The sequence below is a fragment of the Streptomyces sp. Ru62 genome, from assembly GCF_002920615.1.
GTDB lineage: Bacteria > Actinomycetota > Actinomycetes > Streptomycetales > Streptomycetaceae > Streptomyces.
This window is the reverse complement of the sequence record NZ_PQSU01000034.1, coordinates 67,640-89,876: the sequence shown is the minus strand read 5'-3', so window position 1 is coordinate 89,876 and position 22,237 is coordinate 67,640. Positions and strand designations below refer to the sequence as shown.

The window sequence follows — 22,237 nt, the reverse complement described above, 5'->3', positions numbered from 1 at the left end:
CCACCCCCTGGGGCGTCAGGCCGCCGGCACCGTCCGCTCCGGCGTGTTCCACCCGGACACCCGCACACCCGGTGCCGAGCCGCGCAGGTCGGCCGTCCGGTAGGTGGCGGTCAGCGTCACCGACTCGCCCGGCCACAGGCTCACCTCGTTGTCCGACCAGCGCACCGGCAGCACGGGCCTGCCCCGCTCGTCCACGAGGTGCACGTCCGTCAGCAGTGCCGGGGTCTTCCCGCTCCCGCTGTGGCGCAGGGTCACCGTCGTGGTCGACATGCCGTCCGACGCACGCGTGGCCGCCGTCGCCGTCACCGGGACCCGCGCCATCGAGGTGAGCCCCTTCATGTCGGCGTAGCTCGTCGTCGGCGTGTGGTACCAGGTGGTGCCGTTCCAGTCGAGGGTGTCGGGCCGGGTGGAGAGCCAGTACACGTTCCGGCTCACCTCCGTGCCGTCCGCGTCCGTCAGCACCAGCCGGAGCAGATACGTCCGCGACAGCCCGCTCACCGAGGATGGCAGGGTCAGCGGTGTGCCGTGCGCCCCGTCCCCGTCCACCGCCACGCCGGTGACGGTCCTGTCGTACTTCTGCGTGCCGTCGGGGTCGTACAGCGTGGCCCGCGCCGTGAGGCCCCTGGCGGCGGCGGGCCGGTTGTTCACCACCACGACCGAGCGGTCGTCGTAGGAGTACTGGATGTGCAGCGGCTCGTTCGCCTTCTTCGCCCCGAAGTAGGAGCCGTTCTGGTCGAGATAGCGGTCGGTGAGCTGCCAGTGCAGGGACGTCCAGCCGCTGTTGAACATCCAGTGGATCACCCCGGTGGCGGGCCGGTCGCCGTCGGTCGCGTTGCGTCCGTACGCCTCGAACTGGGCGCGGACGTTCTCGTACTGGGCCAGCTGGGCCTTGCGGACGTAGTCGGTGAGACCGGTCGGGGCGCCGTAGCGGCCGGCGAGGGCGTCGTCGTAGATCTTCAGGGTGCCGAAGACGGGGGACGGCGAGCGGTGGTACTGCCTGGCGTCCGGGTCCTTCCACAGGGTGTCGAGTTCGGCGGGCGTCATCATCCGGCGCAGGGTGTCGAGGGTGGGGATGCTGGGGCCCGCGCTGGTCTCGGAGTTGAACCCGGTCGCCCCGCCTTCCCGCTTGGCGTACCAGTAGCCGGGCGGCACCCAGTCGTAGGGGCCGGTCATCTTCATGCCCGAGCTGCCCAGCCGTGGGGAGGACCGGTCGGAGGCGGAGGAGACGACGGGGGTGGGCCAGTCGGCGGACTCCAGGGCGTCCAGGTAGCCCTTCTCGATCGTCGCGTCGGGGGCGAAGTCGCTGCCGATCAGGAAGGAGATGACGCTCGGGTGGTCACGCAGCCGCGCGGCCTCGGCGGCCATGGACGCCCTGGCGACCGGGTAGTCGGCGTCGCTCCACCGGTCGCCCTTCTCGTCGCCGTTGAACTCGCCCTCCCATTTGTCGCAGCACTCCCAGCCCGGCAGGGTGAGCACGCCGTAGCGGTCGGCCAGGTCGAAGAACTCGTCCGGTTCCAGGTGGCCTTCCAGGCGCAGGGTGTTCAGACCCAGGTCCAGGGCGTACTTCAAGCGGTCCTCGACATAGGCGGGGTCCCAGCGCAGGAACTCGTCCGGGGACCAGCCGCCGCCCTTGATCAGCAGCTTGCGGCCGTTGATCCGGTACTGCCGGGCGCCGTCGGAGTTCAGCGGGGCCCGCACGTCCCGGATGCCGAAGGTCTCGTGCGCGGTGTCCGACGTCGTACCGGCCACGGTGGCGGTGAGGTCGAGGTCGTACAGCGGCTGTCCGCCCATGCCGGCCGGCCACCACACCTTCGGGTCGGTGAGGTGCAGGCCGGGGGTGTCGGCGGGGGAGAAGGTGACGGTCTTCGTCTCGTGCGCCGCCAGCGAGACCGTCGTGCGGAACTCCGTCCCGTCGACGCTGCCGCCGACCTCGGCGGTGACCGGCGCGTCCGTGTCGTTGCGGGCCTCGGCCTTGACCGTCAGGTCGGCCGTGGCGAGCGACGGCACCGCCAGCTTCGTGACCACGTGCGCGTCGCGCAGCGTGATCGGGCCGCCCCTGCGGACCAGGACGTCCCGGACGATTCCCATGTTCTGGTCGGGCGGCGGCTGGATCCAGTCGATCCAGCCCATGGTCAGGTCCTTGAGCGGGTCGTTGGGCCGGATGCGGAAGGCGACCGTGTTGGTGCCGGACCTGACCAGCGAGGTGATGTCCAGCTCGTGACGGGTGTAGGCGCCGGTCACCTCGGCGGCCTTCGCCACCTGCCGGCCGTTCACGTAGACGTCCGCCGCCGAGACGACCCCGCTGAAGTCGAGGGAGGTGCGCTGCCGGGTGTCCCGGACGGTGAAGTCGGCGCGGTACCACCAGGGCACCTCGAAGTCGGCCCGGGGGATCTTCTGCTGGTCGGTGGAGTGGAACGGGTCGGCGTACACACCGTTCGCCAGCAGTGCGGCCAGCACCGTGGAGCGCGGGCCCGCCGGGTACCAGCCCCGCGCCGGATAGCCGGGGGTGGACACGGCCGCTGCCGAGTCGCCCACTTTCGCCGTGGACTGGACGGCGTAGCCGGACAGCGGGGTGCTGCTGCCGGCGGCCGAGGGGACGTGGGTGATCCGGGCGGGCCGGTGGGGCTCTGCCGTGTCCCGGGGGCCGGCCCAGGCGCCGGTGGCCAGGGAGCCGACCAGGGCGAGGAGCGCGGCGGTCATGGGGAGCCGGCGGGCGGGGCGAGGGAACACGGCGGTCTCCAGCCTCGTAAAGTTAGGAAACTTTACTAACCTGGGCCACGCTAGGGCGCGCCACGGGCCGTGTCAACGAACCCCGCCGTGGTGGCTGTTGAACGGGTCAGGTTCCGGCCGTACGGCGTTCGAACACCAGGTCGCGGGCCGTGTCCAGGGCCGTGGCCACCGCACCCAGCAGGACGGCGTCCTCACCGAGCCGGCTCGGCGCGATCCGGGGCCGCAACGGGGTCAGCGCCCGCAACCGCTCCCGCACGGGCCGCAGCAGCAGATCGACACTGTGCCCGACACCGCCGCCGAGCACCACGAGGTCCGGGTCGAGCACGGCGGCGGCCGCCGCCACGGTGTGCGCTATCCGCTCGCCCTCCAGTTCCACGGCCCGCACGGCGCCCGGATGCCCCTGCCGGGCCGCGTCGAACACGGCCTTGGCCGTGAGCTGCCCGCGCATCCCGAACTGCCGGGCGGACTCCACCACCGCCACCCCCGACACCGCGTCCTCCAGCCGCTCCGGCTTCTGCCTCCCGTGCCACGGCAGGAAGCCGATCTCCCCGGCCAGTCCGCGCGCGCCCGTGAACAGCCGCCCCTCGCTGACCACCCCCATCCCCAGGCCGGTGCCGATCAGGATGTACGCGAACAGCCGGCTGCCCGCGCCGACGCCGTAGGTGTACTCGCCGAGCGCCGCCAGATTGGCGTCGTTGTGCACCTCCAGCGGCACGCCCAGCTCCGTGCGTATGCCGTCCACCAGCCCTGCCCGTCCCCAGCCGGGCAGGTGCATCGCGTAGCGCACCCGCCGCTGCCTCTCGTCGTACACCCCCGGAGTGCCCACCACCCCGTGCACCACCTCCGCCGGGTCCACGCCCGAGTTGGCGATCACCTGACGGGCGGTGCTCACCACCAGGTCGGTGAGGGCGGCCGAGGCGCGGGCCCGGTTGCGTATGTCGGCCCGGGCCACGACCGTGCCGTCCAGGTCGACCACCGCCACGCGCAGCCAGCCCCGGCCGATGTCCACGCCGAGCGCGTACCCGGCGGCGGGGTCCGGGGCGTAGAGCACGGCGGTGCGCCCGCGTTCCGGGGCCTGCGTGCCTACCTCGTGCACCAGGCCGGCCGCCGCCAGTGAGGCCAGTGCGCTGGAGACCGTCGGCTTCGAAAGGCCCGTCTCCCGGGCCAGTTGGGCACGCGAGGCGGCGCCGAGCGCCCGCAGCCGGTCCAGCAGCAGCCGCTCGTTGGTACTGCGCAGCCGCCGGCGGCTCCAGGGCTGTTCCGGCTGCTCTACGACGTCGCTGGCGGGCATCGCACCATTCTCGTGCATTCCTGTCGCACACTTGACGCCTCTAGTAAGGCTCCTTAACTTTATCCGCCAGTCACCCTCCGCCGGGCGTCGCACGCCCGTCGCGTCAGGAGTCCCCCATGTCCGGTAGCCCGCCACCCCCGGGTGGCTTCGTCCGCCGTGTCGGCCTGTTCCAGGCCACGGCGATCAACATGAGCCAGATGTGCGGCATCGGGCCGTTCGTGACGATCCCGCTGATGGTCGCCGCGTTCGGCGGCCCCCAGGCGGTCATCGGATTCGTCGCCGGCGCGGTCCTGGCGCTGTGCGACGGCCTGGTCTGGGCCGAGCTGGGCGCCTCGCTGCCCGGCTCCGGCGGCAGTTACCTCTACCTGCGCCAGGCCTTCCAGTACCGCACCGGCCGTCTGATGCCCTTCCTGTTCGTGTGGACGGCGATGCTCTTCATCCCGCTGATCATGTCCACGGGCGTGGTCGGCTTCGTCCAGTACCTGGGCTATCTCGCCCCCGGCCTCGGGCAGACCGCCGGCGACCTGATCGGCCTCGGCGTGATCGCCCTGGTGGTGCTGCTGCTCTGGCGCGGCATCGAGCACATCGCCCGGATCACCGCCGTGATGTGGACCGTGATGATCGCCTCCGTGCTGCTGGTCATCGTCGCCGCCGCCACTCACTTCAGCCCACACATGGCCTTCACCTACCCGGCGGGGGCCTTCAATGTGATGAGCAACCACTTCTGGCTCGGCTTCGCGGCGGGCCTGACCATCGGCATCTACGACTACCTCGGCTACAACACCACCGCCTACATGGGCGCCGAGATCAAGGAGCCAGGACGTACGCTGCCGCGCTCCATCCTCTTCTCCATCCTCGGCATCATGGCGATCTACCTGCTGCTGCAGATCGGCACCCTGGGTGTCGTCGACTGGCACCGGATGACCGACCCGCACGACATCGCCTCCTCCTCGGTGGCCTCCGCCGTGCTGGAGGAGACCTGGGGCAAGGGCGCGGCCGACACGGTGACCGTGCTGATCCTCATCACCGCGTTCGCCTCCGTCTTCGCCGGCCTGCTCGGCGGCTCCCGGGTCCCCTACGACGCCGCTCGCGACCGGGTCTTCTTCCGCCCGTACGCGAAGCTGCACCCGAGACACCGCTTCCCGATGCTCGGCCTCGCCACCATGGGCGTGATCACCGCCGTCGGCTTCCTGATCGGCCGCCACACCGACCTCGCGACCCTGATCCAGTTGCTCACCACGGTGATGGTCATCGTGCAGGCACTGGCCCAGATCGTCGCGCTGACGGTGCTGCGCCGACGCCGGCCGGACCTGCCCCGCCCGTACCGGATGTGGCTGTACCCGCTGCCGAGCGTCGTCGCCTTCGTCGGCTGGTGCGTGATCTACGGCTACGCCGACAAGAACTCCCCGGGCCGTCATCCCATCGAGTGGTCCCTGGCCTGGCTGGCGCTGGGCGGCGTGGCCTTCGTGGTCTGGGCCCGGCTGGAGAAGGTGTGGCCGTTCGGCCCGAAGGAGATCAGCGAGGAGACCGGCGCGGAATCCGCGGGGGTGGTCACGGCAACGCCCTTGGCGTGAGCCAGCGTTACCTTCATCGAAACGCACCTCCCCGGCCGGACCGCAGTCCGCCGGGGAGGCTTCGGTTCATGACCGACATCATGACCGCGGACGTCACCGTCCGCCCCGCGACCCCCGAGGACCGGCCCGCCGTGGAGCGGCTGTGGCTGATGTTCCGCCACGATCTGTCCGAGTTCACCGGCCTCCTGCCCGCCGCCGACGGCACCTTCCGCAGTGACCGCGTGGCGTACGCCTTCACGGAGCCGGGCTGGGCGCCGTATCTGCTGACCCGCGAAGAACGCCCCGCCGGGTTCGCCTTCGTCCGTGGGCTGGACGGTCCGGTCCGCGTGCTGAACAGCTTCTTCGTGGCGCGCGGCGTCCGGCGCCGGGGCATCGGGCTGCGGGCCGTGCGCGAGGTGCTCACCCGGCACCCCGGGCCGTGGGAGATCGCCTTCCAGCAGGACAACCCGGCCGCGGTGAGCTTCTGGCCGCGCGTCGCCGAGGAGCTGGCCGGCGACGCGTGGACCCGCGAGCCACGGCCGGTGCCCGGACGGCCCGATCTGCCTCCGGACGTGTGGATCTCCTTCACGGTGACCGGCTGACCGTGCCGGACCGGAGACGGGCTTCCTTGACATGCAGGTAATTGCCTGCATAACGTGAAGCGTGCGATCGGAGGACGACACCGGGATGGACGAGGTCTTCAAGGCGCTGGCCGACGACACCCGTCGGCGCCTGCTCGACCGGCTCCACGAGAACAACGGCCAGACCCTGGGCGAGCTGTGCGAGCGCATCGCCATGACGCGCCAGTCGGTGACCCAGCACCTGGCCGTCCTGGAGGCCGCCAACCTGATCAGCACGGTGCGGCGGGGGCGGGAGAAGCTGCACTACCTCAACCCCGTGCCGCTCCACGAGATCCAGGAGCGGTGGATCGACAAGTTCGAGCGCCCGCGCCTCGCCGCGCTCGGCGCCGTGAAGCGACGAGCCGAGGAAGCCATGACCGACAAGCCCCGTTTCGTGTACGTCACCTACATCGCGAGCACGCCCGAGAAGGTCTGGGAGGCGCTCACCGACGCCGACCTGACGGCCGCCTACTGGGGACACCGCAACGTCTCCGACTGGCGGCCCGGTTCCCGCTGGGAGCACGTGCGCACCGACGGCTCCGGCATCGCCGACGTGGTCGGCCGGGTCGTGGCGAGCGAGCCGCCGACCCGGCTGGTGACCACATGGGCCGCGCCGGACCAGGAGGGGCAGGAGGACCGGCACTCCCAGGTCACCTTCGAGATCCGGCCGCACGAGGACATCGTCCGCCTGACCGTCACCCACGAGGACCTCGACGACGAGGGTGAGCGCGCGGACGTCGCGTCGGGCTGGCCTGCCGTGCTGTCCAACCTGAAGTCGCTGCTGGAGACCGGCCGGACCCTGCCGCAGGAGCCGTGGCTGATGCCGTCCCGCTGACCGTCCCCGTGACCGTCCGCTGCACGGACGGGCGAGCGGACGGGGGAACGCGCAGGCCGGTCCGGAAACGCGGAGGCCGGTCCGCCCGGGGCGGACCGGCCCGCGTTCATTCCTTCCTTTCCTCGGTCTCCTCTTTCAAAGCTTTCGCGACTCTTCTACGGCCTGGGGGCGCTCTTCGCCGCCGTACCGGCGCAGATCAGTCCGAGGACGAGGGCCAGGGCTCCGATGACGATGTTGTTGACGATGACACCCGTGTCCGGGCTGCTGCCCACGATCCACGGAGCGATGATCATCCAGATGCCCAGGGCGCACATGGCCCAGCTCAGGCCGTACATGCGCTCGGGTGCCCGGGTGAATCCCAGTGCCAGCAGGCCTATCGCGATGCCCATGATCAGGTTGTGGGTCATGAGGGCGGGCTGGCTGGCCGTGTAGTGCAGGATCCACGGGGAGGCGGCGCAGTACAGGCCGAGCAGGAACACCGGCCCGTCCACGAGCGCCACATCACGACCGCCGAGCATGCGGGCGTAACGGTCCCGCATTTCGGAGACATCGGGGTGGCTGGATATGTCACCCCTGTGCAAGTTGGCCATGAGTCGTCTCCTTTGACTTTGCAGGCCAGACCGCGTCTGGTGCGGCATGCGTCAAGCGCCGCATACTCCAGTGTGCCCTTATTTCTTCCTTATGTGTAGATCTGGGCGGTCCCGGGTCACTGCCGCTGGAGGTTGTGGCGCAACCGGCGCAGGCCCCGCCGGGCGTGGCTCTTGACCGTGCCCAGCGGCCACCCGGTGCGTTCCGCGATCTGGGACTGGGTGAGGTCCTCGTAGTAGGCCAGGCGGAGCACGCGCCGCTGGGGCGCCGGGAGCCGGGACAGTTCGCGGCTGACCAGGAGGCGGTCCAGGACCGCCTCGGGCCGCCCGGCGGCGGACTCGTCCGGCAGGGCGGCCACGGCGGCCGCGGCGGCCGCGACCAGTTCACCACGGCGTGTCCGCGCGGAGAGGGCGTCGGCGACCCTGCGGCGGGTGATGCCGACGATCCACCCCGCCACCGAGCCGCGCTCGGGCCGGTAGCCGGCGCGGCCGCGCCAGACGGCCAGGAACACCTGCTGCGTGACGTCCTCGGCCTCCCGCACGTCGCCCAGCGCGCGCCACGCGAGGGCGTGCACCATCGGGGACCAGCGGCGGTGGACGGCGGCGAGACAGCCGTCGTCGCCGGCGACCAGTCCCCGTACGAGGTCCGCGTCGGTGGGCGGCTCCCCGGCGGGCGGCGGCGCCGGTACCTGGGCGGACCTTCCGGACGGGCTCATGACGACGGCTCCTTCGCGCGGGACGCAGTGGCCGGAGCGGGCCGGGCGGACACCGGCGGCGCGGCCGACCGGGCGGTACGGGGCCCGTGCGTTCATCCTGTGCACCGGTGCGCACGGCGGACAACGCGCATCGCTTCTGCGTCGTATGGTCGGTCGTATGGACGCGGTCGAAGCAGCGGGGACACCGCGGAGCGGACGGGCCGGTCCGGCCGGCACCGCGCAGCCCGCGCTGACGACCGGAGCCCTGGCCCGCCGGCTCGGCGTCTCCCCGACCACCCTGCGCTCCTGGGACCGCCGTTACGGCCTCGGCCCCGCCACCCGCACCGATGGCCGGCACCGGCGCTGGACGACCGAGGACGTCGCGACACTGGAGACGATGTGCCGGCTGACCGCGTCCGGGGTGCCACCCGCCGAGGCCGCCCGCGCGGCCAGGGAGCGGGCCGCGCCGGCGGCCGCCCGCAGTCCGTCCGGACCCGCGCCGGGTCCCGCCGCGCCGGGTCCCGCCGCGCCGGGTCCTGCCGTGCCGGGTCCCGCCGCGTCGGCCGGACCCGTCGGCGCCCCGGCGCGGTCCACCCTCCGGGCGCCGTCGCCCGACGGTGTCCGACAGGAGGGTCGCGGTCTGGCCCGGGCCGCTGTCCGGCTCGACGCCGCAACCGTCGAGGAGCGGCTGGAGGCCGCCGTCACCGGGTACGGCGTCGTGACCGCGTGGCAGGACGTGATGGTGCCGACCCTGCACGCCGTGGGCCGCAGATGGGCCTCGGCGGGGGACCGGTACGTCGAGGTCGAGCACCTGTTGTCCTGGCATGTGTCCACCACTCTTCGACGGCACACCCTGCGGCCCGGGGGCCCGGCGGCAGCGGGCCCCGTGCTCCTGGCCTGCGTCCCCGGCGAGCAGCACACCCTCCCGCTGGAGGCCCTCAACGCCGCACTGAGCCACGCCGGCCTCCCCGTGCGGATGTTCGGCGCCGCGGTCCCGGCGGAGGCACTGGTGGCGGCGGTGCGGCGGCTCGGCCCGGCCGTCGTGGTGTTGTGGGCGCAGGCCCGTTCCACCGCGAGCCTGCCGCTGGCGGAGCACCTCGCCGCCATGGAACGGGGCACCCGGGGCGCCCGCACGAAACCACTGGTGATGCTCGGCGGCCCCGGCTGGGCCGGCCGGCCCGCTCGCGGCATGCTCCGCCCGGCCACCCTGACCGAGGCACTGGACACCCTGGCGGCCCGCTACGCCGACAGGCCGCCGGCCCGCCCGTTCAACCGCGGCTCCGCGCCCGTCTGAACCGGGCCAGCCCGTCGGCGAGGTCGACGATCGGCTCCGGGTACGCGGCGACGAGCCCGCGGTCCGGACCCCCCGGCTTCCACGGCTCGTGCACCGCCGGGCCCGCCACCGCCTTCAGCTCCGGGACCCACCGCCGGACGTACACCCCGTCGGGGTCGTACCGCCTGGCCTGGGTCAGCGGGTTGAGGACCCGGTTGGGGCGGGTGTCCGTGCCCGTGCCCGCGACCCACTGCCAGTTCAGCTGGTTGTTGGCCAGGTCACCGTCGACCAGCCACTCCAGGAAGTGCCGGGCCCCGACGCGCCAGTCGACGTACAGCGTCTTCGCCAGGAAGCTCGCCGTGAGCAGCCGGGCCCGGTTGTGCATCCATCCCTCGTGGCGGAGCTGGCGCATCGCCGCGTCGATCACCGGCCAGCCGGTACGGCCCTCCCGCCACGCCTCGATGTCGTCCCGGGCCGTCCGCTCGGACCGCCAGCTGTCGTGCCGGGTGCGGTAGTCGGTGACGGCCGCGCCGGGCCGGGCCGCCAGCACCTGACGGTGGAAGTCCCGCCAGGCGATCTGCCGAACGAACGCGTCCGCTCCCGGGCCGCCCGCGCGGCGCGCCCGGTGGACCAGCTCGACGGGGGACACCGTTCCGAAGTGCAGGTGCGGGGAGAGCCGGGAGGTCGCGTCCCCGGCCAGGTCGTCGTGCCGGTCCGCGTAGACCGCCAGGCCGGAGCGGAGCCAGGTGGTGAGCCGCTTCCGGCCGGCCACCTCGCCGCCCTCCGGCAGTCCCGGCGAGGTTCCCGGCAGCGAGGCCCGGGACGGCAGCTCCTCGGAACCGATGCCGGGCGGCACGGGGACCGAGCGGGGCGCACCCAGCACGTCCCGCGGCCGCTGCCGGGACCACTGCCGGAAGTACGGCGTGAACACCGCGAAGTGGTCCGATGAGGCGGGGGTCACCTCGCCGGGCGGCACCACCGTGGTCACGGCCTCGTGGACGTGCAGCCGCCGCCCTTCGGCCTCCAGGGCGCGCCGCAGCCGCCGCTCCCGGGACCGGGCGTAGGCACTCGCGTCGGCCGCCACGTGCACCTCGTCGGCGTCCGCCTGCGCGGCCACCGCGCAGACCTCCTCCACGACGTCGCCGGAGCGCACCACCAGCCGCCCGCCACGCTCACGGAGGCCGGCGTCCAGGTCCCGCAGGCAGTCGGCGAGGAACGCCAGCCGATTGGGCGCCGCGAAGCCCGCGTCGGCCACACCCCGGTCGCGGACGAACAGCGGGACCACCTGACGGGGGCCCTCCAGCGCGGCCCGGAGCGGTGGGTGGTCGTACAGGCGCAGGTCGGCGGTGAACAGGACGACCGAGACATCCATGGCGCGGCTCCGGAACGAGGAAGAGCGAAGGAGGGAGAGCGAAGGAGGGGGACAACCGGGCACTTCCGGTCCGGCGGGCCCGGTGGATGCGGTGTCAACGCGCGACCTCGGGGCCCTGCCGGGCCGCTGCCCGCGCGATGTTGCGGGCCATCCCGCCGAAGACCACGGCGTGAAACGGTGAGACCCCAAACCAGTAGGCGTGGCCCAGCAGCCCGCGCGGGTGGAACAGGGCCCGCTGCCGGTACCGGCTGCGACCGTCGCCGGCCGGTTCGGCGCACATCTCCAGCCAGGCCGGCCCGGGCAGTCGCATCTCCGCCCGCAGCCGCAGCAGGTGACCCCGCTCGATCTCCTCCACCCGCCAGAAGTCCAGCGAGTCACCCGCCCGCAGCCGCTCCGCGTCCCGCCGGCCCCGGCGCAGGCCCACCCCGCCGACCAGCCGGTCCAGCCACCCACGCAGGCTCCACGCCAGCGGGAAGGAGTACCAGCCGTGCTCTCCGCCCACGCCCTCGATCACCCGCCACAGTTGGTCCGCCGGGGCGTCCACCACCGCCTCGCGACGGTCCGTGTACAGGGTGCCGCCGGCCCAGTCGGGGTCGGTGGGCAGCGGATCGCTGGGCGCGCCGGGTACCGCGGCGGACGACCAGCGGGTGGTCACGCGCGCCTCGCGCACCCGGCGCAGGGCCAGTCGTACGGCCTGGTCGAAGCCGAGCGGATGCCCCGGCGGGTCGGGGAGGTACCGGGTGATGTCGTGCTCGCGGCAGATCACCTCGTGCCGCAGCGACTCGGTCAGCGGCCGGGCGATGGACGCGGGGACGGGCGTGACGAGTCCCACCCAGTGGCTGGACAGGCCGGGGGTGAGGACCGGCACCGGCACGATGACACGCGGCGGGAGCCCCGCGACGCGCGCGTAGCGGACCATCATGTCCCGGTACGTGAGGATGTCCGGCCCGCCGATGTCGAAGGCCCGGTTCACGTCGTCCGGCAGGCCCGCGCCGCCGACCAGCAGCCGCAGCACGTCCCGCACGGCGATGGGCTGGATACGGGTGCGCACCCAGCTCGGCGTGACCATCACCGGCAGCCGTTCGGTGAGGTAGCGCAGCATCTCGAAGGAGGCCGAGCCCGAGCCGATGATCACGGCGGCACGCAGCACGGCGGTCGGCACACCGGAGGCCAGCAGGATGCGGCCCACTTCAGCCCGGGATCTCAGATGCGGGGAGAGCCGGTCCGCGGGCACCCCGGACGGCGTGAGACCGCCCAGGTACACGATGCGCCGCACACCGGCCGCCTTCGCCCTTTCCCCGAAGACGCGGGCCGCGCGGCGGTCGGTGTCCTCGAAGTCCTTGCCGCTGCCGAGCGCGTGCACCAGGTAGTACGCCACGTCGACGTCCCGCATCGCCCGGGCGACCGAGTCCGCGTCCGTGACGTCCCCCCGCACCACCTCCGCCTCACCCGCCCACGGATGGTCGCGCAGCTTCTCGGGGGAGCGGGCCAGACAGCGCACCCGGTGCCCGGCGGCCAGCAGCTCGGGCACGAGCCGGCCGCCGATGTAGCCCGTGGCTCCCGTCACCAGGCAGCGGAGCCGGTCCGTGGAGTCGTCGTGTTTCATGCCGCACAGGCCCTCCGCGTCGGTGGTCCCCCGGGAATCACTTCCCGCCCGGCCCGGCGGACGGATGCGCGTCGTCCCATCGGCCGAACGTCCGGGCGCGTCCGCGTGTCGGCCGGTCGGCCGCCACCGGTCGGCCGCCTCTCCCGCGTGTGCCGTGTGGAGCGTACGCAGTGGCATGTCCTCACCGATCGGGGGCAGCCGGACCGGTACAAGCTGTACATTCCGTTCGGTCAGCGACGCAGGAGGTGTCCGCCGCCATGAGTGCCAAGGTGCTGGAGCGATTTCCCGCCGGGGCTCCGCGTGGATCGTGGCCCGCGGAGGAGTACGCCGCCGCCCGGCGTGCCGAGGGTGAACCGGCGACCGTGGTCATGGACTTGAAGTCGGACGCGTTCCTCGTCGTGGTCGAGGCACACGAGGAGGACGGCCGGGCCTGAGCCGTCCGGCCCCGCGGGAAGGCGTCCCTGATCCCCCGCCACCTCTTCGTTCCCTTCCAGGGTCCGCCATACGAGACCGGTCGGGATTTCCTTGACGGCCGTCGCCGGCTGCTGCCACGATCACGGCATGACGATGCGACTGGACCTCACGCGGCGACGCCATGTCGACCTCGCTCGCGTCTCCAGCGCCTCCTGTCGCCCCACGGCCTGATCCGCGCCTTCCCCGCCGGTCCCGTCGGGCCTCCTGCACGCCTGACGAGCCTGCCCTTTCCGCCCCGTCGGAACCGGAATCCGGCGTGCCCGGACATCCCGCCCCGCAAGTGCGCAGCATGAACCCGCAGCCCTGCGGGTTCTCCAGTCCGCGGATTTCGCGGGTCCGTGGAGTTCGCGGGTCCGTGGAGTTCCTGGAGTCATCGAGTTCCGCGTGCCCGGAGCGCCTGTGACATCCGCCTGCCGGGTCCCCGCCTGACCGCCGAGCCGGAATCCGCTCCCCTTCGACTTCACCGGGCGCCCGTCCCCGTGCGCGTGCCCGGCGCACCCCAGAAACGAGGCACCCATGGCCACCGTCCTGTCCGTCTCCGGCAGCCCCTCCGCCTCCTCGCGCACCGGCCGTCTGCTGCGCCACCTGGACCAGCGGCTCATCGCCCAGGGCCACGAGGTGGTCCCGCTCGACGTCCGTACCGTCCCGGCCGAGGCCCTGCTCGGCGCGGACTTCCGGCACCCCGCCGTCGTGGAGGCCACCGAACTGTTCGCCCGCGCCGACGGCGTCGTGGTCGGCACCCCCGTCTACAAGGCGTCGTACTCCGGTGTCCTGAAGGCGCTCCTGGACCTGCTCCCGCAGTACGCGCTCACCGGCAAGACCGTGCTGCCGCTCGCCACCGGCGGCTCCACCGCCCATGTCCTCGCCATCGACTACGCCCTGCGCCCGGTGCTGAACTCCATGGGTGCCGCGCACATAGTCCAGGGCTGGTTCACCCTCGACAAGGACATCACGGTCCGGGAGGACGGCTCGGTGTCCCTCACGCCCACCACCGCCGAGGCCCTGGGGCACGTGGTGGACCAGTTCGCCGCTGCCCTGGACCGCACCCCGCTGCTGGCGGCGGCGAGCTGACGGCCCTGCTGCCGGGTGCCCACACCCGCCCCGCCCGTCCCACCCCCGGCGACGCGCATCGCATCGCACCGCTCGACTCGGCCGCCCCGGCACGGCCTGCTCTGATCGGAGACCCCACGTGTCCCTCACCTTCCACTGGTTCCTGCCCACCAACGGCGACAGCCGTCACGTCGTGGGCGGCGGCCACGGCACCCCGGCGACCGCCTCCGGCAGGGACCGGCCGCCCACGGTCGCCTATCTGAGCCAGATCGCCCGGGCCGCCGAGGACCTTGGCTTCGTCGGCGCGCTCACCCCGACCGGCGCCTGGTGCGAGGACGCGTGGCTGACCACCGCGATGGTCAGCCGGCACACCGAGCGGCTGAAGTTCCTGGTCGCCTTCCGGCCCGGCTTCGTCTCCCCCACGCTCGCCGCGCAGATGGCGTCGACCTTCCAGCGGCAGACCGGCGGCCGGCTGCTGCTCAACGTCGTCACCGGCGGCGAGAGCCACGAACAGCGCGCCTACGGCGACTTCCTCGACAAGGACGCCCGCTACCGCCGTACCGGTGAGTTCCTCCACATCGTGCGGCAGTTGTGGGACGGCAAGAGCGTCGACCTGCACGGTGAGCACCTGCGGGTAGAGGAGGCGAGGCTCAGCCGGCTGCCCGACCCGGTCCCCGAGGTGTACTTCGGCGGCTCCTCGCCCGCCGCCGGACAGGTCGCGGCCCGGTACGCCGACGTCTACCTCACCTGGGGCGAACCGCCCGCGCAGGTCGCCGAGAAGATCGCCTGGATCCGGCAGCTCGCCGCGGAGCACGGCCGTACCCCGCGCTTCGGGATCCGGCTGCACGTCATCACCCGGGACACCGCCGCGCAGGCGTGGGCGGAGGCGGACCGGCTGCTCGACGGCTTCGACCCGGAGACCGTACGGGCCGTCCAGTCGGGCCTCGCGCGCAGCGAGTCGGAAGGCCAGCGGCGGATGCTCGCGCTGCACGGCGGCGGCCGGGAGAGCCTGGAGATCCATCCCAACCTCTGGGCCGGCATCGGGCTGGTGCGCGGTGGTGCGGGCACCGCGCTGGTCGGCAGTCACGAGGAGGTCGCCGAGCGCATCAAGGAGTACCACGCCCTCGGCATCGACGAGTTCGTCCTCTCCGGGTATCCGCACCTGGAGGAGGCCTACTGGTTCGGCGAGGGTGTCCTGCCCCGACTCGCCGCCCAAGGGCTGTGGACCCACCCTGATCGCAGGGCTGCCGCATCGGCGGAGGTGCCGTTCGCGGGCTGAGCGGGCGGCGGGCGGTCGGGCGGCCGTCCGGCCCGGTGACGTGGGAGAGAGGACCTGGGCGTAGGGCGTCGGCCGACAGCGGCTGCTCCTGTCTCGGTCCTGGTCTCGGGTCCGGTCCTGCTGTCGGGATCGTCCCGTTCTCGGGTCCGGTCCTGCTGTCGGGCTCAGTCCCGTTCTCCGGGCCGGCCCTGCTGCCGGGACCGGCCGGGCTCGTCGGTCCGGTTCCGTTCCCCGGTGGCGGTGGGCGCGCCGCTCAACGCCCGCAGATGCGCCGCGCGCGATTCCGTCGTCTGGCCCTGCACCAGCAGAAACAAGCCTTCCCGGGCCAGGCGCTGGGCGCGGCTGGTGAGGGCCATCGCACGTCCGCCGCCGGCCACCACCGCCGCGGTGGTGGCCGCACGCAGCAGGTCGTACGCCTCCGCGCGCACGGCCAGCCGCTCCGCGGTCCCGCCGGCCCCGCCTTCCCCGTCCCAGCCGCCCCCGCCTCCCTTGCCCTCCCCGTCCCCCTCTCCCCCGTGCCGTCGGCCCGCCGCCAGCCCCCTCGGCCACCACCATCCCCGGCGCCTCGCCCCGCGCCTCGGGAACCGGAGCGTCGGCCAGGGTGTAGGCCCGTTCGCGGAGGTGGGCCAGGCGGGAGCGGAGTGGGGTGGCCGTTTCGTCGTCCAGGAGGGACAGCGCCGCCTCCGCCACGCCGAAGACCGCCGGGTTGGTGGTCAGCGTCTTGACCCGGTCGCCGGCGGCCCACCGGGCGTACGGCGTGTGCAGGGCCACCGCCTCAGCGGGCAGCCACAGGCCGTCCAGTTCCAGCGACACCGTGCGCGCGGCGGTGAGGGCCGCCAGCCGCATCGGCGCCGACGCCCGCAGCCCGGGCTGTTCGCGCGCCTCGGCGAAGGCGAACAGCACCTCGTCGGAGTCGGTCACCCCGGCCAGCAGCATCACGTCGTTCAGGCCCCACCCGGTGTACCAGGGGACGGTCCCGTCGAACCGCCAGCCGGCACCCTCCCGGCGGACCCGCACCGGGCGGCGCGGATACGACCGCAGGTGCGCGTACGCCACCCCGGACAGCAGCTCCCCACGGGACAGCGGGCCCAACAGCCTCTCCCGCACCGGGAGTTCGCTGCGCGCCAGCGTCTGCACGGGCGTGTGGTGCTGGGTCTGCACGAACCAGGTCGCACAGCACGCGCCGGACAGGATCTCCGCGGTCGCCCGCAGCACGGCCGGAGGCGCCCCCGCACCGCCGTACTCCGCCGGCGCGGCCACTCCGAGCAGCCCCGACCGCTTCACCGCCTCGATGTGGCTCGCGGGCACCCATTCCTGGTCGACCCGCTCGGCCTCGGGGATCAGCAGGTCCGTGGCGAGCCGGCGGGCGCGGACGACGAGCGGGTGCGAGGTGAGGTCCATGCGGGAGATTCTTCCGCTCTTCCCCTCCACCCGGTCACCGGATCTTCCGGCAATGCGGCATTCCGGACTTCCCGACTTCCGGACTTCCCGACTTCCCGGCTTCCCGGCTTCCCGACTTCCGGGATTCCGGCGCTCCGGAGATTTTTCCGCGACCGTGGCGCGCGGTGTCGATCCGGGGCCCCGCCGTTCGTGTAGGAGGTGACACAGAGCCCGCCCCGGGCCCGACGCCTTGGAGGACGTCATGAAGCACTACCTGCTCAGCGTGGTCCAGCCGGCCGGCGCCACCCCGCCCGACCCCGAAGCCCTCGCCGCGATCATGCGGAACGTCGAGGCCTTCAACGACGAGCTGCGCACCGCCGGCGCCTGGGTCTTCGCCGGCGGTCTGCACGGTCCGGAGACCGCGACCATGCTCCGCCCCCAGGACGGTGACGTGCTCGTCACCGACGGCCCGTACGCCGAGGGCAAGGAGTACCTGGGCGGCCTGTGCCTCATCCGGGCCGCCGACCTGGACGAGGCTCTGGAGTGGGGCCGCAAGGCCGCCCTCGCGACCACCTTGCCCATCGAGGTACGGCCCTTCGTGGACCAGCACTGACGGCGGAGCGGCACCGATGGCCGAGGCCCCCGACATCGAGGCCGTCTTCCGCGCCGAGTACGGGCGCGCGGTCGCCGTCCTCGTCCGCTTCCTCGGCGACATCGACCTCGCCGAGGAAGCGGTCCAGGACGCCTTCGCCACGGCGGTGACCCGGTGGCCGGAGACCGGTGTGCCGCCGAGCCCGGCCGGCTGGATCATCACGACCGCCCGCAACCGGGCCGTCGACCGGCTGCGCCGGGAGTCCTCCCGGGACACCCGGCACGCCGAGGCCGCCCGGCTGCACGCCCCCGACGCACCGCCCGAGGAGGGCCCCGTGCGTGACGACCGGCTCCGACTGATCTTCACCTGCTGCCACCCCGCGCTCGCCCCGCAGTCCCGGGTCGCGCTCACCCTGCGGCTGCTCGGCGGCCTGAGCACCGCGCAGATCGCCCGGGCCTTCCTGGTGCCGGAGGCGACCCTGGCCCAGCGGCTGGTGCGGGCCAAGGCCAAGATCCGGGCGGCGGGCATCCCGTACCGTGTGCCCCGGGACGCCGACCTGCCCGACCGGCTCTCCGCCGTCCTCGCCGTCGTCTACCTGATCTTCAACGAGGGCTACACCGGCGATCCCGCCCTGTGCGCGGAGGCGCTGCGCCTCGGCCGGCTGCTCGCCGAGCTGATGCCGGACGAACCCGAGGTCACGGGGCTGCTCGCGCTGATGCTGCTCGTGGAGGCCCGGCGGCCGGCCCGGAGGGACGCGGACGGCGTTCTCGTCCCGCTGCCCGAGCAGGACCGCGCCCGGTGGGACCGGACGCTGATCGCCGAGGGTCAGGAACTGGTCCGCCGCTGCCTGCGCCGCAACCGGCCGGGGCCGTACCAGATCCAGGCCGCCGTCAACGCGGTGCACAGCGACGCGCTCACCGGCGCCGACACCGACTGGCGGCAGATCCTCGCTCTCTACGACCAGCTCATGGCCGTGGCGCCGTCCCCGGTCGTCGCCCTGAACCGGGCCGTCGCGGTCGCCGGGACCGAGGGGCCGGCGGCGGCCCTGGAGCTGGTCGACGCGCTCGGCCTCGGCCGGTACCACGTGCTGCACGCCGTCCGCGCCGACCTGCTGCGCCGACTGGGCCGGTCCGCCGAGGCGGCGGCGGAGTACGGCCGCGCGGCCGAGCTGACGCCGAGCGAGGCCGAACGGGCGTACCTGGAGCGCCGGCGACGGGAGACGGAACAGCGAGCGTCGGGCCGTACGGGGACGTGACCCTCCTCACGCCGACGCGGCTTCGGAATGAACTTCAGGATATGAAAGGTTGGTATCTACACCTGATCGACCGGAAACCCCGGGCCGGGCCCGCACCGGCCTACGCACCCAGTGAGGCACCCGTGAACGACTCCCCGCCCGAGCGGCCCGCCGACGTCGTGGCCCGGCTGCGCGCCACTTACGCCGCCGGCCGGACCAGGCCCGTCGAGTGGCGCACCGGCCAGCTGGGCCGGCTGCGCGAGATGCTCACGGAACGCGGCGCCGACCTCGCCGCCGCCCTCCACGCCGACCTCGGCAAGAGCCGCACGGAGGCCTACCGCACCGAGATCGACTTCACGGTCCGGGAGATCGACCACACCCTGGAGCACCTGGCGGACTGGCTGCGCCCCGAGCCCGCGCCCGTCCCGGCGCACCTCGGTGCCGACGCCACGGCCTGGACGCAGTACGACCCCCTGGGTGTCGTCCTCGTCATCGCGCCCTGGAACTACCCGGCGCAACTGCTGCTCGCCCCCATGGTCGGCGCGCTGGCCTCGGGCAACGCGGTCGTCGCCAAGCCGAGCGAACTGGCGCCGGCCACTTCCGCCGCCCTGGCCGAGCTGATCCCGGCCTACCTGGACACGGACGCGGTCGCCGTCGTCGAGGGTGGCGTCCCGGAGACCACGGCCCTGCTGGCCGAGCGCTTCGACCACATCTTCTACACCGGCAACGGCACCGTCGGCCGCGTCGTCATGCGGGCCGCCGCCGAGCACCTCACCCCGGTCACCCTGGAACTGGGCGGCAAGTCACCGGTGTTCGTGGACCGCGGCACCGACCTGGAGACGGTCGCGGACCGGCTCGCCCGCGGCAAGTTCCTCAACGCGGGCCAGACCTGTGTCGCCCCGGACTACGTCCTGACCGACCCGCGGACCGCGACCGCCCTGGAAGCCGCGCTGGTCCGCGCGATCGAGGGCCTGTTCGGTGCGGACCCGCGGCGTTCCGAGGAGTACGGCCGGATCGTCAACGAGCGCCATTTCGACCGGCTTTCCGCCTTGCTCGACTCGGGCCGCGTCGCCGTCGGCGGGGTCGGCGACCGGGCCGCGAAGTACCTCGCGCCCACCGTCCTCGCGGACGTCGACCCGGAGTCACCCGTCATGCGGGAGGAGATCTTCGGCCCGATCCTGCCGATCGTCACCGTGCCCGGCCTCGACGAGGCGATCGGCTTCATCAACGACCGCGACAAGCCGCTCGCCCTGTACGTGTTCAGCGAGTCCGGCGAGACCCGTGACCGCATCGCCGCCGAGACGTCCTCGGGCGGCCTCGGCCACGGCCTGCCCCTCGCCCATCTCACCGTCTCCGACCTGCCGTTCGGCGGAGTGGGGGAGAGCGGCATGGGCAGCTACCACGGCCGCTACTCCATCGAGACGTTCAGCCACCGCAAGGCGGTGCTGTCCAAGCCGCTGCGCTGACGTCCTCCGCAGTCCGGGCCCGGCCGCGTGCGCACGGCCGGGCCCGACCGCTGTCCGGACAACTCCTCCATGGACGACCGGTGTTCGCCGACGCAACCGATCAACGATTGACTGGTCTACACCCTTGACTGGTACAGACCAAGGCGGTTGAGTGTGTCCAACCCCCCACCGCGGCCGCTCCCACCTCGTGGGTGCGGCCGTGCCGCGCAAAGGAGTTGGTCCATGGTGAGGCACCGTATCGCCGCGCTTCTGGCCTCGCTCGCCCTGGGCGCGTCCGCCCTGGTGCTCCAGGCGGCGCCCACGGCCTCGGCCGCCGGTTTCGTGGTCAGCGAGGCGCAGTTCAACCAGATGTTCCCGAACCGGAATTCCTTCTACACGTACAGCGGTCTGACCGCCGCCCTCGGCGCCTACCCCGCCTTCGCGAACTCCGGCAGCGACACCGTGAAGAAGCAGGAGGCCGCCGCCTTCCTCGCCAACGTCAGCCACGAGACCGGCGGCCTGGTGTACGTCGTCGAGCAGAACACCGCCAACTACCCGCACTACTGCGACTGGAGCCGGCCGTACGGCTGTCCGGCGGGCCAGGCCGCCTACTACGGGCGCGGCCCCATCCAGCTCTCCTGGAACTTCAACTACAAGGCCGCCGGCGACGCGCTCGGCATCGACCTGCTCAACAACCCCTCCCTGGTGCAGAACAACGCGTCCGTGGCCTGGAAGACCGGCCTGTGGTACTGGAACACCCAGTCCGGACCCGGCACCATGACCCCGCACAGCGCCATGGTGAACGGCGCCGGCTTCGGGCAGACCATACGCAGCATCAACGGCTCCCTGGAGTGCGACGGCAAGAACCCCGCCCAGGTGCAGAGCCGGGTCTCCGCCTACCAGCGGTTCGCCCAGATCCTCGGGGTCCCGCCGGGCGCCAACCTGTACTGCTGACGCACCGCCGGGGACCGGCCGGGTGACGTGTGCGAGACTCCGCCGATGACTGCAGACGACACGATCACCGCGGACGCGTCCGGCACCTGGAAACTCGGCGACCTGCCCGTCCACCGCGTCGGCTTCGGCGCGATGCGGCTGACGGGCAGCGCCGCCTTCCACCTCGGCACGCCGAGCGACCGGGGACGGTCCCTCGCCGTCCTGCGCAAGGCGGTCGAGCTGGGCGTGAACCACATCGACACGGCGGCCTTCTACTTCTCGTCGCTGCGTTCCGCCAACGAACTCATCAACACCGCGCTGTCCCCGTACCCCGACGACCTGGTCATCGCCGCCAAGGTCGGCCCCTACCGCGACCACCAGGGCGAGTGGGGCACCTCCGCCCGGCCCGACCAGTTGCGCGGGCACGTCGAGGAGAACCTGCGCCAGCTCGGGCGGGACCATCTCGACATGGTCTATCTCCGCCGGATGCACCAGGACTCCATCGCCGAGCACTTCGGTGCCCTCGCCGAGCTGCGCGAGGCCGGCCTGATCCGGCACCTCGGGATCTCCGGCGTCGAACCCCGGCACCTCGCCGAGGCGCTGGGGATCGCGCCGGTGGTGTCCGTGCAGAACCGGTACGCGGTGGACCGGCCCGATCCCGAGGACGACGAGGTGCTGCGGCTGTGCGGCGAGCACGGCATCGCCTTCGTGCCCTTCTACGCGGTGGCCGGGCAGACCGGAGAGCGCGGCGCGACGACCGCGCACGACGACGCGGTGCTCTCCGTCGCCCGGGCCCACGGCGTCAGCCCCGCGCAGGTCCGCATCGCCTGGACCCTGCACCAGGGCCCGCACGTGCTCGCCATCCCCGGCACCGGCAACCCCGGCCACCTGGTAGAGAACGTCGCGGCCGGCGCGCTGCGGCTGACCGGGGAGGAGCTCGCACGGCTCGACGAGGCCCGCGCGCAGGCGGGCTGACCGCGCGGGTGGGCTGACCGCAGTACGCGGTGCGCGCCTGGCCGAAGCTCGTGGGGGCTGACCGCTCGCAGGCCGGCTGACCGGCGGTCTGCGGCAGGCGGTGAACGGGTCGGTGGCGCGGCCGTGGGCGTGTGATCGGCACCGTGTACCGGGGGCGTCCCCACGCAGGGGCGCGTGTCGTGGGCGCGTCCGGAGCGAGCCGTACGCGGCCCGCATCCGGGACCCTTGATCACGACGGCGTGCGGTGAGGACCTGCGCCGGGCTGACTACGATGGCGTAGACGCCCTGCTGGACGGCACGCGAAGACGACCGC

The 22,237-nt window shown here is 73.1% G+C and carries 19 protein-coding genes and 1 pseudogene; 13 read left to right on the top strand and 7 right to left on the bottom strand.

All coding sequences use genetic code 11. From position 1 onward, the window contains the following. Positions 1 to 15: 15 nt before the first annotated feature. Both C3492_RS35265 and C3492_RS35260 read right to left on the bottom strand, forming a co-directional pair. Positions 16 to 2,730 (bottom strand): sugar-binding domain-containing protein, encoded by a 2,715-nt coding sequence (locus C3492_RS35265; RefSeq protein ID WP_103816714.1) that lies wholly within the window; start codon positions 2,728 to 2,730, stop codon positions 16 to 18. Positions 2,731 to 2,836: 106 nt separating this feature from the next. Continuing rightward, positions 2,837 to 4,021 (bottom strand): ROK family protein, encoded by a 1,185-nt coding sequence (locus C3492_RS35260; protein WP_103816713.1) that lies wholly within the window; start codon positions 4,019 to 4,021, stop codon positions 2,837 to 2,839. A gap of 116 nt (positions 4,022 to 4,137) precedes the next feature. On the opposite strand from C3492_RS35260, the gene C3492_RS35255 reads away from it, so the two are divergent. From C3492_RS35255 to C3492_RS35245, 3 genes are all read left to right on the top strand, one after another. After that, positions 4,138 to 5,595, top strand: a complete 1,458-nt coding sequence (locus C3492_RS35255) for an APC family permease (RefSeq protein WP_103816712.1) — start codon at positions 4,138 to 4,140, stop codon at positions 5,593 to 5,595. A gap of 68 nt (positions 5,596 to 5,663) precedes the next feature. Continuing rightward, on the top strand, positions 5,664 to 6,176 hold the full coding sequence (locus C3492_RS35250) for a GNAT family N-acetyltransferase (protein WP_103816711.1): 513 nt from the start codon (positions 5,664 to 5,666) through the stop codon (positions 6,174 to 6,176). 85 nt (positions 6,177 to 6,261) lie between these two features. Next, positions 6,262 to 7,029: a metalloregulator ArsR/SmtB family transcription factor gene (locus C3492_RS35245; RefSeq protein WP_103816710.1), complete on the top strand. Its 768-nt coding sequence runs from the start codon at positions 6,262 to 6,264 to the stop codon at positions 7,027 to 7,029. 155 nt (positions 7,030 to 7,184) lie between these two features. Here C3492_RS35245 and C3492_RS35240 read toward each other — a convergent pair whose 3' ends face one another. Both C3492_RS35240 and C3492_RS35235 read right to left on the bottom strand, forming a co-directional pair. Next, positions 7,185 to 7,619, bottom strand: coding sequence for an SPW repeat protein (locus tag C3492_RS35240; protein WP_103816709.1), 435 nt, complete (start codon positions 7,617 to 7,619; stop codon positions 7,185 to 7,187). A 116-nt stretch (positions 7,620 to 7,735) separates the two neighbouring features. Then, positions 7,736 to 8,332, bottom strand: coding sequence for a sigma-70 family RNA polymerase sigma factor (locus C3492_RS35235; RefSeq protein WP_103816727.1), 597 nt, complete (start codon positions 8,330 to 8,332; stop codon positions 7,736 to 7,738). A 157-nt stretch (positions 8,333 to 8,489) separates the two neighbouring features. On the opposite strand from C3492_RS35235, the gene C3492_RS35230 reads away from it, so the two are divergent. Next, the gene (locus tag C3492_RS35230) at positions 8,490 to 9,605 is read left to right on the top strand and encodes a cobalamin B12-binding domain-containing protein (RefSeq protein ID WP_258056069.1); all 1,116 of its coding nucleotides are present in this window, start codon (positions 8,490 to 8,492) and stop codon (positions 9,603 to 9,605) included. Here C3492_RS35230 and C3492_RS35225 read toward each other — a convergent pair. Then, a complete protein-coding gene (locus C3492_RS35225; RefSeq protein WP_103816707.1) occupies positions 9,580 to 10,956 on the bottom strand; it encodes a deoxyribodipyrimidine photo-lyase in 1,377 nt (458 codons plus the stop codon). The genes C3492_RS35230 and C3492_RS35225 overlap by 26 nt on opposite strands. A gap of 94 nt (positions 10,957 to 11,050) precedes the next feature. Continuing rightward, on the bottom strand, positions 11,051 to 12,562 hold the full coding sequence (locus C3492_RS35220) for an SDR family oxidoreductase (protein ID WP_103816706.1): 1,512 nt from the start codon (positions 12,560 to 12,562) through the stop codon (positions 11,051 to 11,053). A 257-nt stretch (positions 12,563 to 12,819) separates the two neighbouring features. Between C3492_RS35220 and C3492_RS44905 the strand changes: the two genes are divergently transcribed. The 4 genes from C3492_RS44905 to C3492_RS35210 all read left to right on the top strand — a co-directional run bounded on the left by C3492_RS44905 (position 12,820) and on the right by C3492_RS35210 (position 15,365). Beyond that, positions 12,820 to 12,996 (top strand): hypothetical protein, encoded by a 177-nt coding sequence (locus tag C3492_RS44905; protein WP_181140708.1) that lies wholly within the window; start codon positions 12,820 to 12,822, stop codon positions 12,994 to 12,996. Between the two features lie 127 nt (positions 12,997 to 13,123). Then, the gene (locus C3492_RS47020) at positions 13,124 to 13,207 is read left to right on the top strand and encodes a putative leader peptide (protein WP_355075612.1); all 84 of its coding nucleotides are present in this window, start codon (positions 13,124 to 13,126) and stop codon (positions 13,205 to 13,207) included. 345 nt (positions 13,208 to 13,552) lie between these two features. Further along, a complete protein-coding gene (gene ssuE / locus C3492_RS35215) occupies positions 13,553 to 14,107 on the top strand; it encodes an NADPH-dependent FMN reductase (RefSeq protein ID WP_103816705.1) in 555 nt (184 codons plus the stop codon). 118 nt (positions 14,108 to 14,225) lie between these two features. After that, positions 14,226 to 15,365: an LLM class flavin-dependent oxidoreductase gene (locus C3492_RS35210; protein WP_103816704.1), complete on the top strand. Its 1,140-nt coding sequence runs from the start codon at positions 14,226 to 14,228 to the stop codon at positions 15,363 to 15,365. A 164-nt stretch (positions 15,366 to 15,529) separates the two neighbouring features. On the opposite strand, the pseudogene C3492_RS35205 reads toward C3492_RS35210, so the two are convergent. Next, positions 15,530 to 16,766 (bottom strand): annotated as a pseudogene (locus tag C3492_RS35205) (acyl-CoA dehydrogenase family protein). 241 nt (positions 16,767 to 17,007) lie between these two features. Between C3492_RS35205 and C3492_RS35200 the strand changes: the two are divergent. The 5 genes from C3492_RS35200 to C3492_RS35180 all read left to right on the top strand — a co-directional run bounded on the left by C3492_RS35200 (position 17,008) and on the right by C3492_RS35180 (position 21,924). Then, the gene (locus C3492_RS35200) at positions 17,008 to 17,358 is read left to right on the top strand and encodes a YciI family protein (protein ID WP_103816726.1); all 351 of its coding nucleotides are present in this window, start codon (positions 17,008 to 17,010) and stop codon (positions 17,356 to 17,358) included. A gap of 16 nt (positions 17,359 to 17,374) precedes the next feature. Then, positions 17,375 to 18,592: an RNA polymerase sigma factor gene (locus C3492_RS35195; RefSeq protein WP_103816703.1), complete on the top strand. Its 1,218-nt coding sequence runs from the start codon at positions 17,375 to 17,377 to the stop codon at positions 18,590 to 18,592. 122 nt (positions 18,593 to 18,714) lie between these two features. Then, positions 18,715 to 20,037, top strand: coding sequence for an aldehyde dehydrogenase family protein (locus C3492_RS35190; RefSeq protein ID WP_103816702.1), 1,323 nt, complete (start codon positions 18,715 to 18,717; stop codon positions 20,035 to 20,037). Positions 20,038 to 20,259: 222 nt separating this feature from the next. Beyond that, entirely contained in the window at positions 20,260 to 20,970 is a 711-nt protein-coding gene (locus C3492_RS35185; RefSeq protein WP_103816701.1) for a chitinase, read from the top strand. Positions 20,971 to 21,015: 45 nt separating this feature from the next. Further along, the gene (locus C3492_RS35180) at positions 21,016 to 21,924 is read left to right on the top strand and encodes an aldo/keto reductase (protein ID WP_181140707.1); all 909 of its coding nucleotides are present in this window, start codon (positions 21,016 to 21,018) and stop codon (positions 21,922 to 21,924) included. Positions 21,925 to 22,237 lie beyond the last annotated feature (313 nt).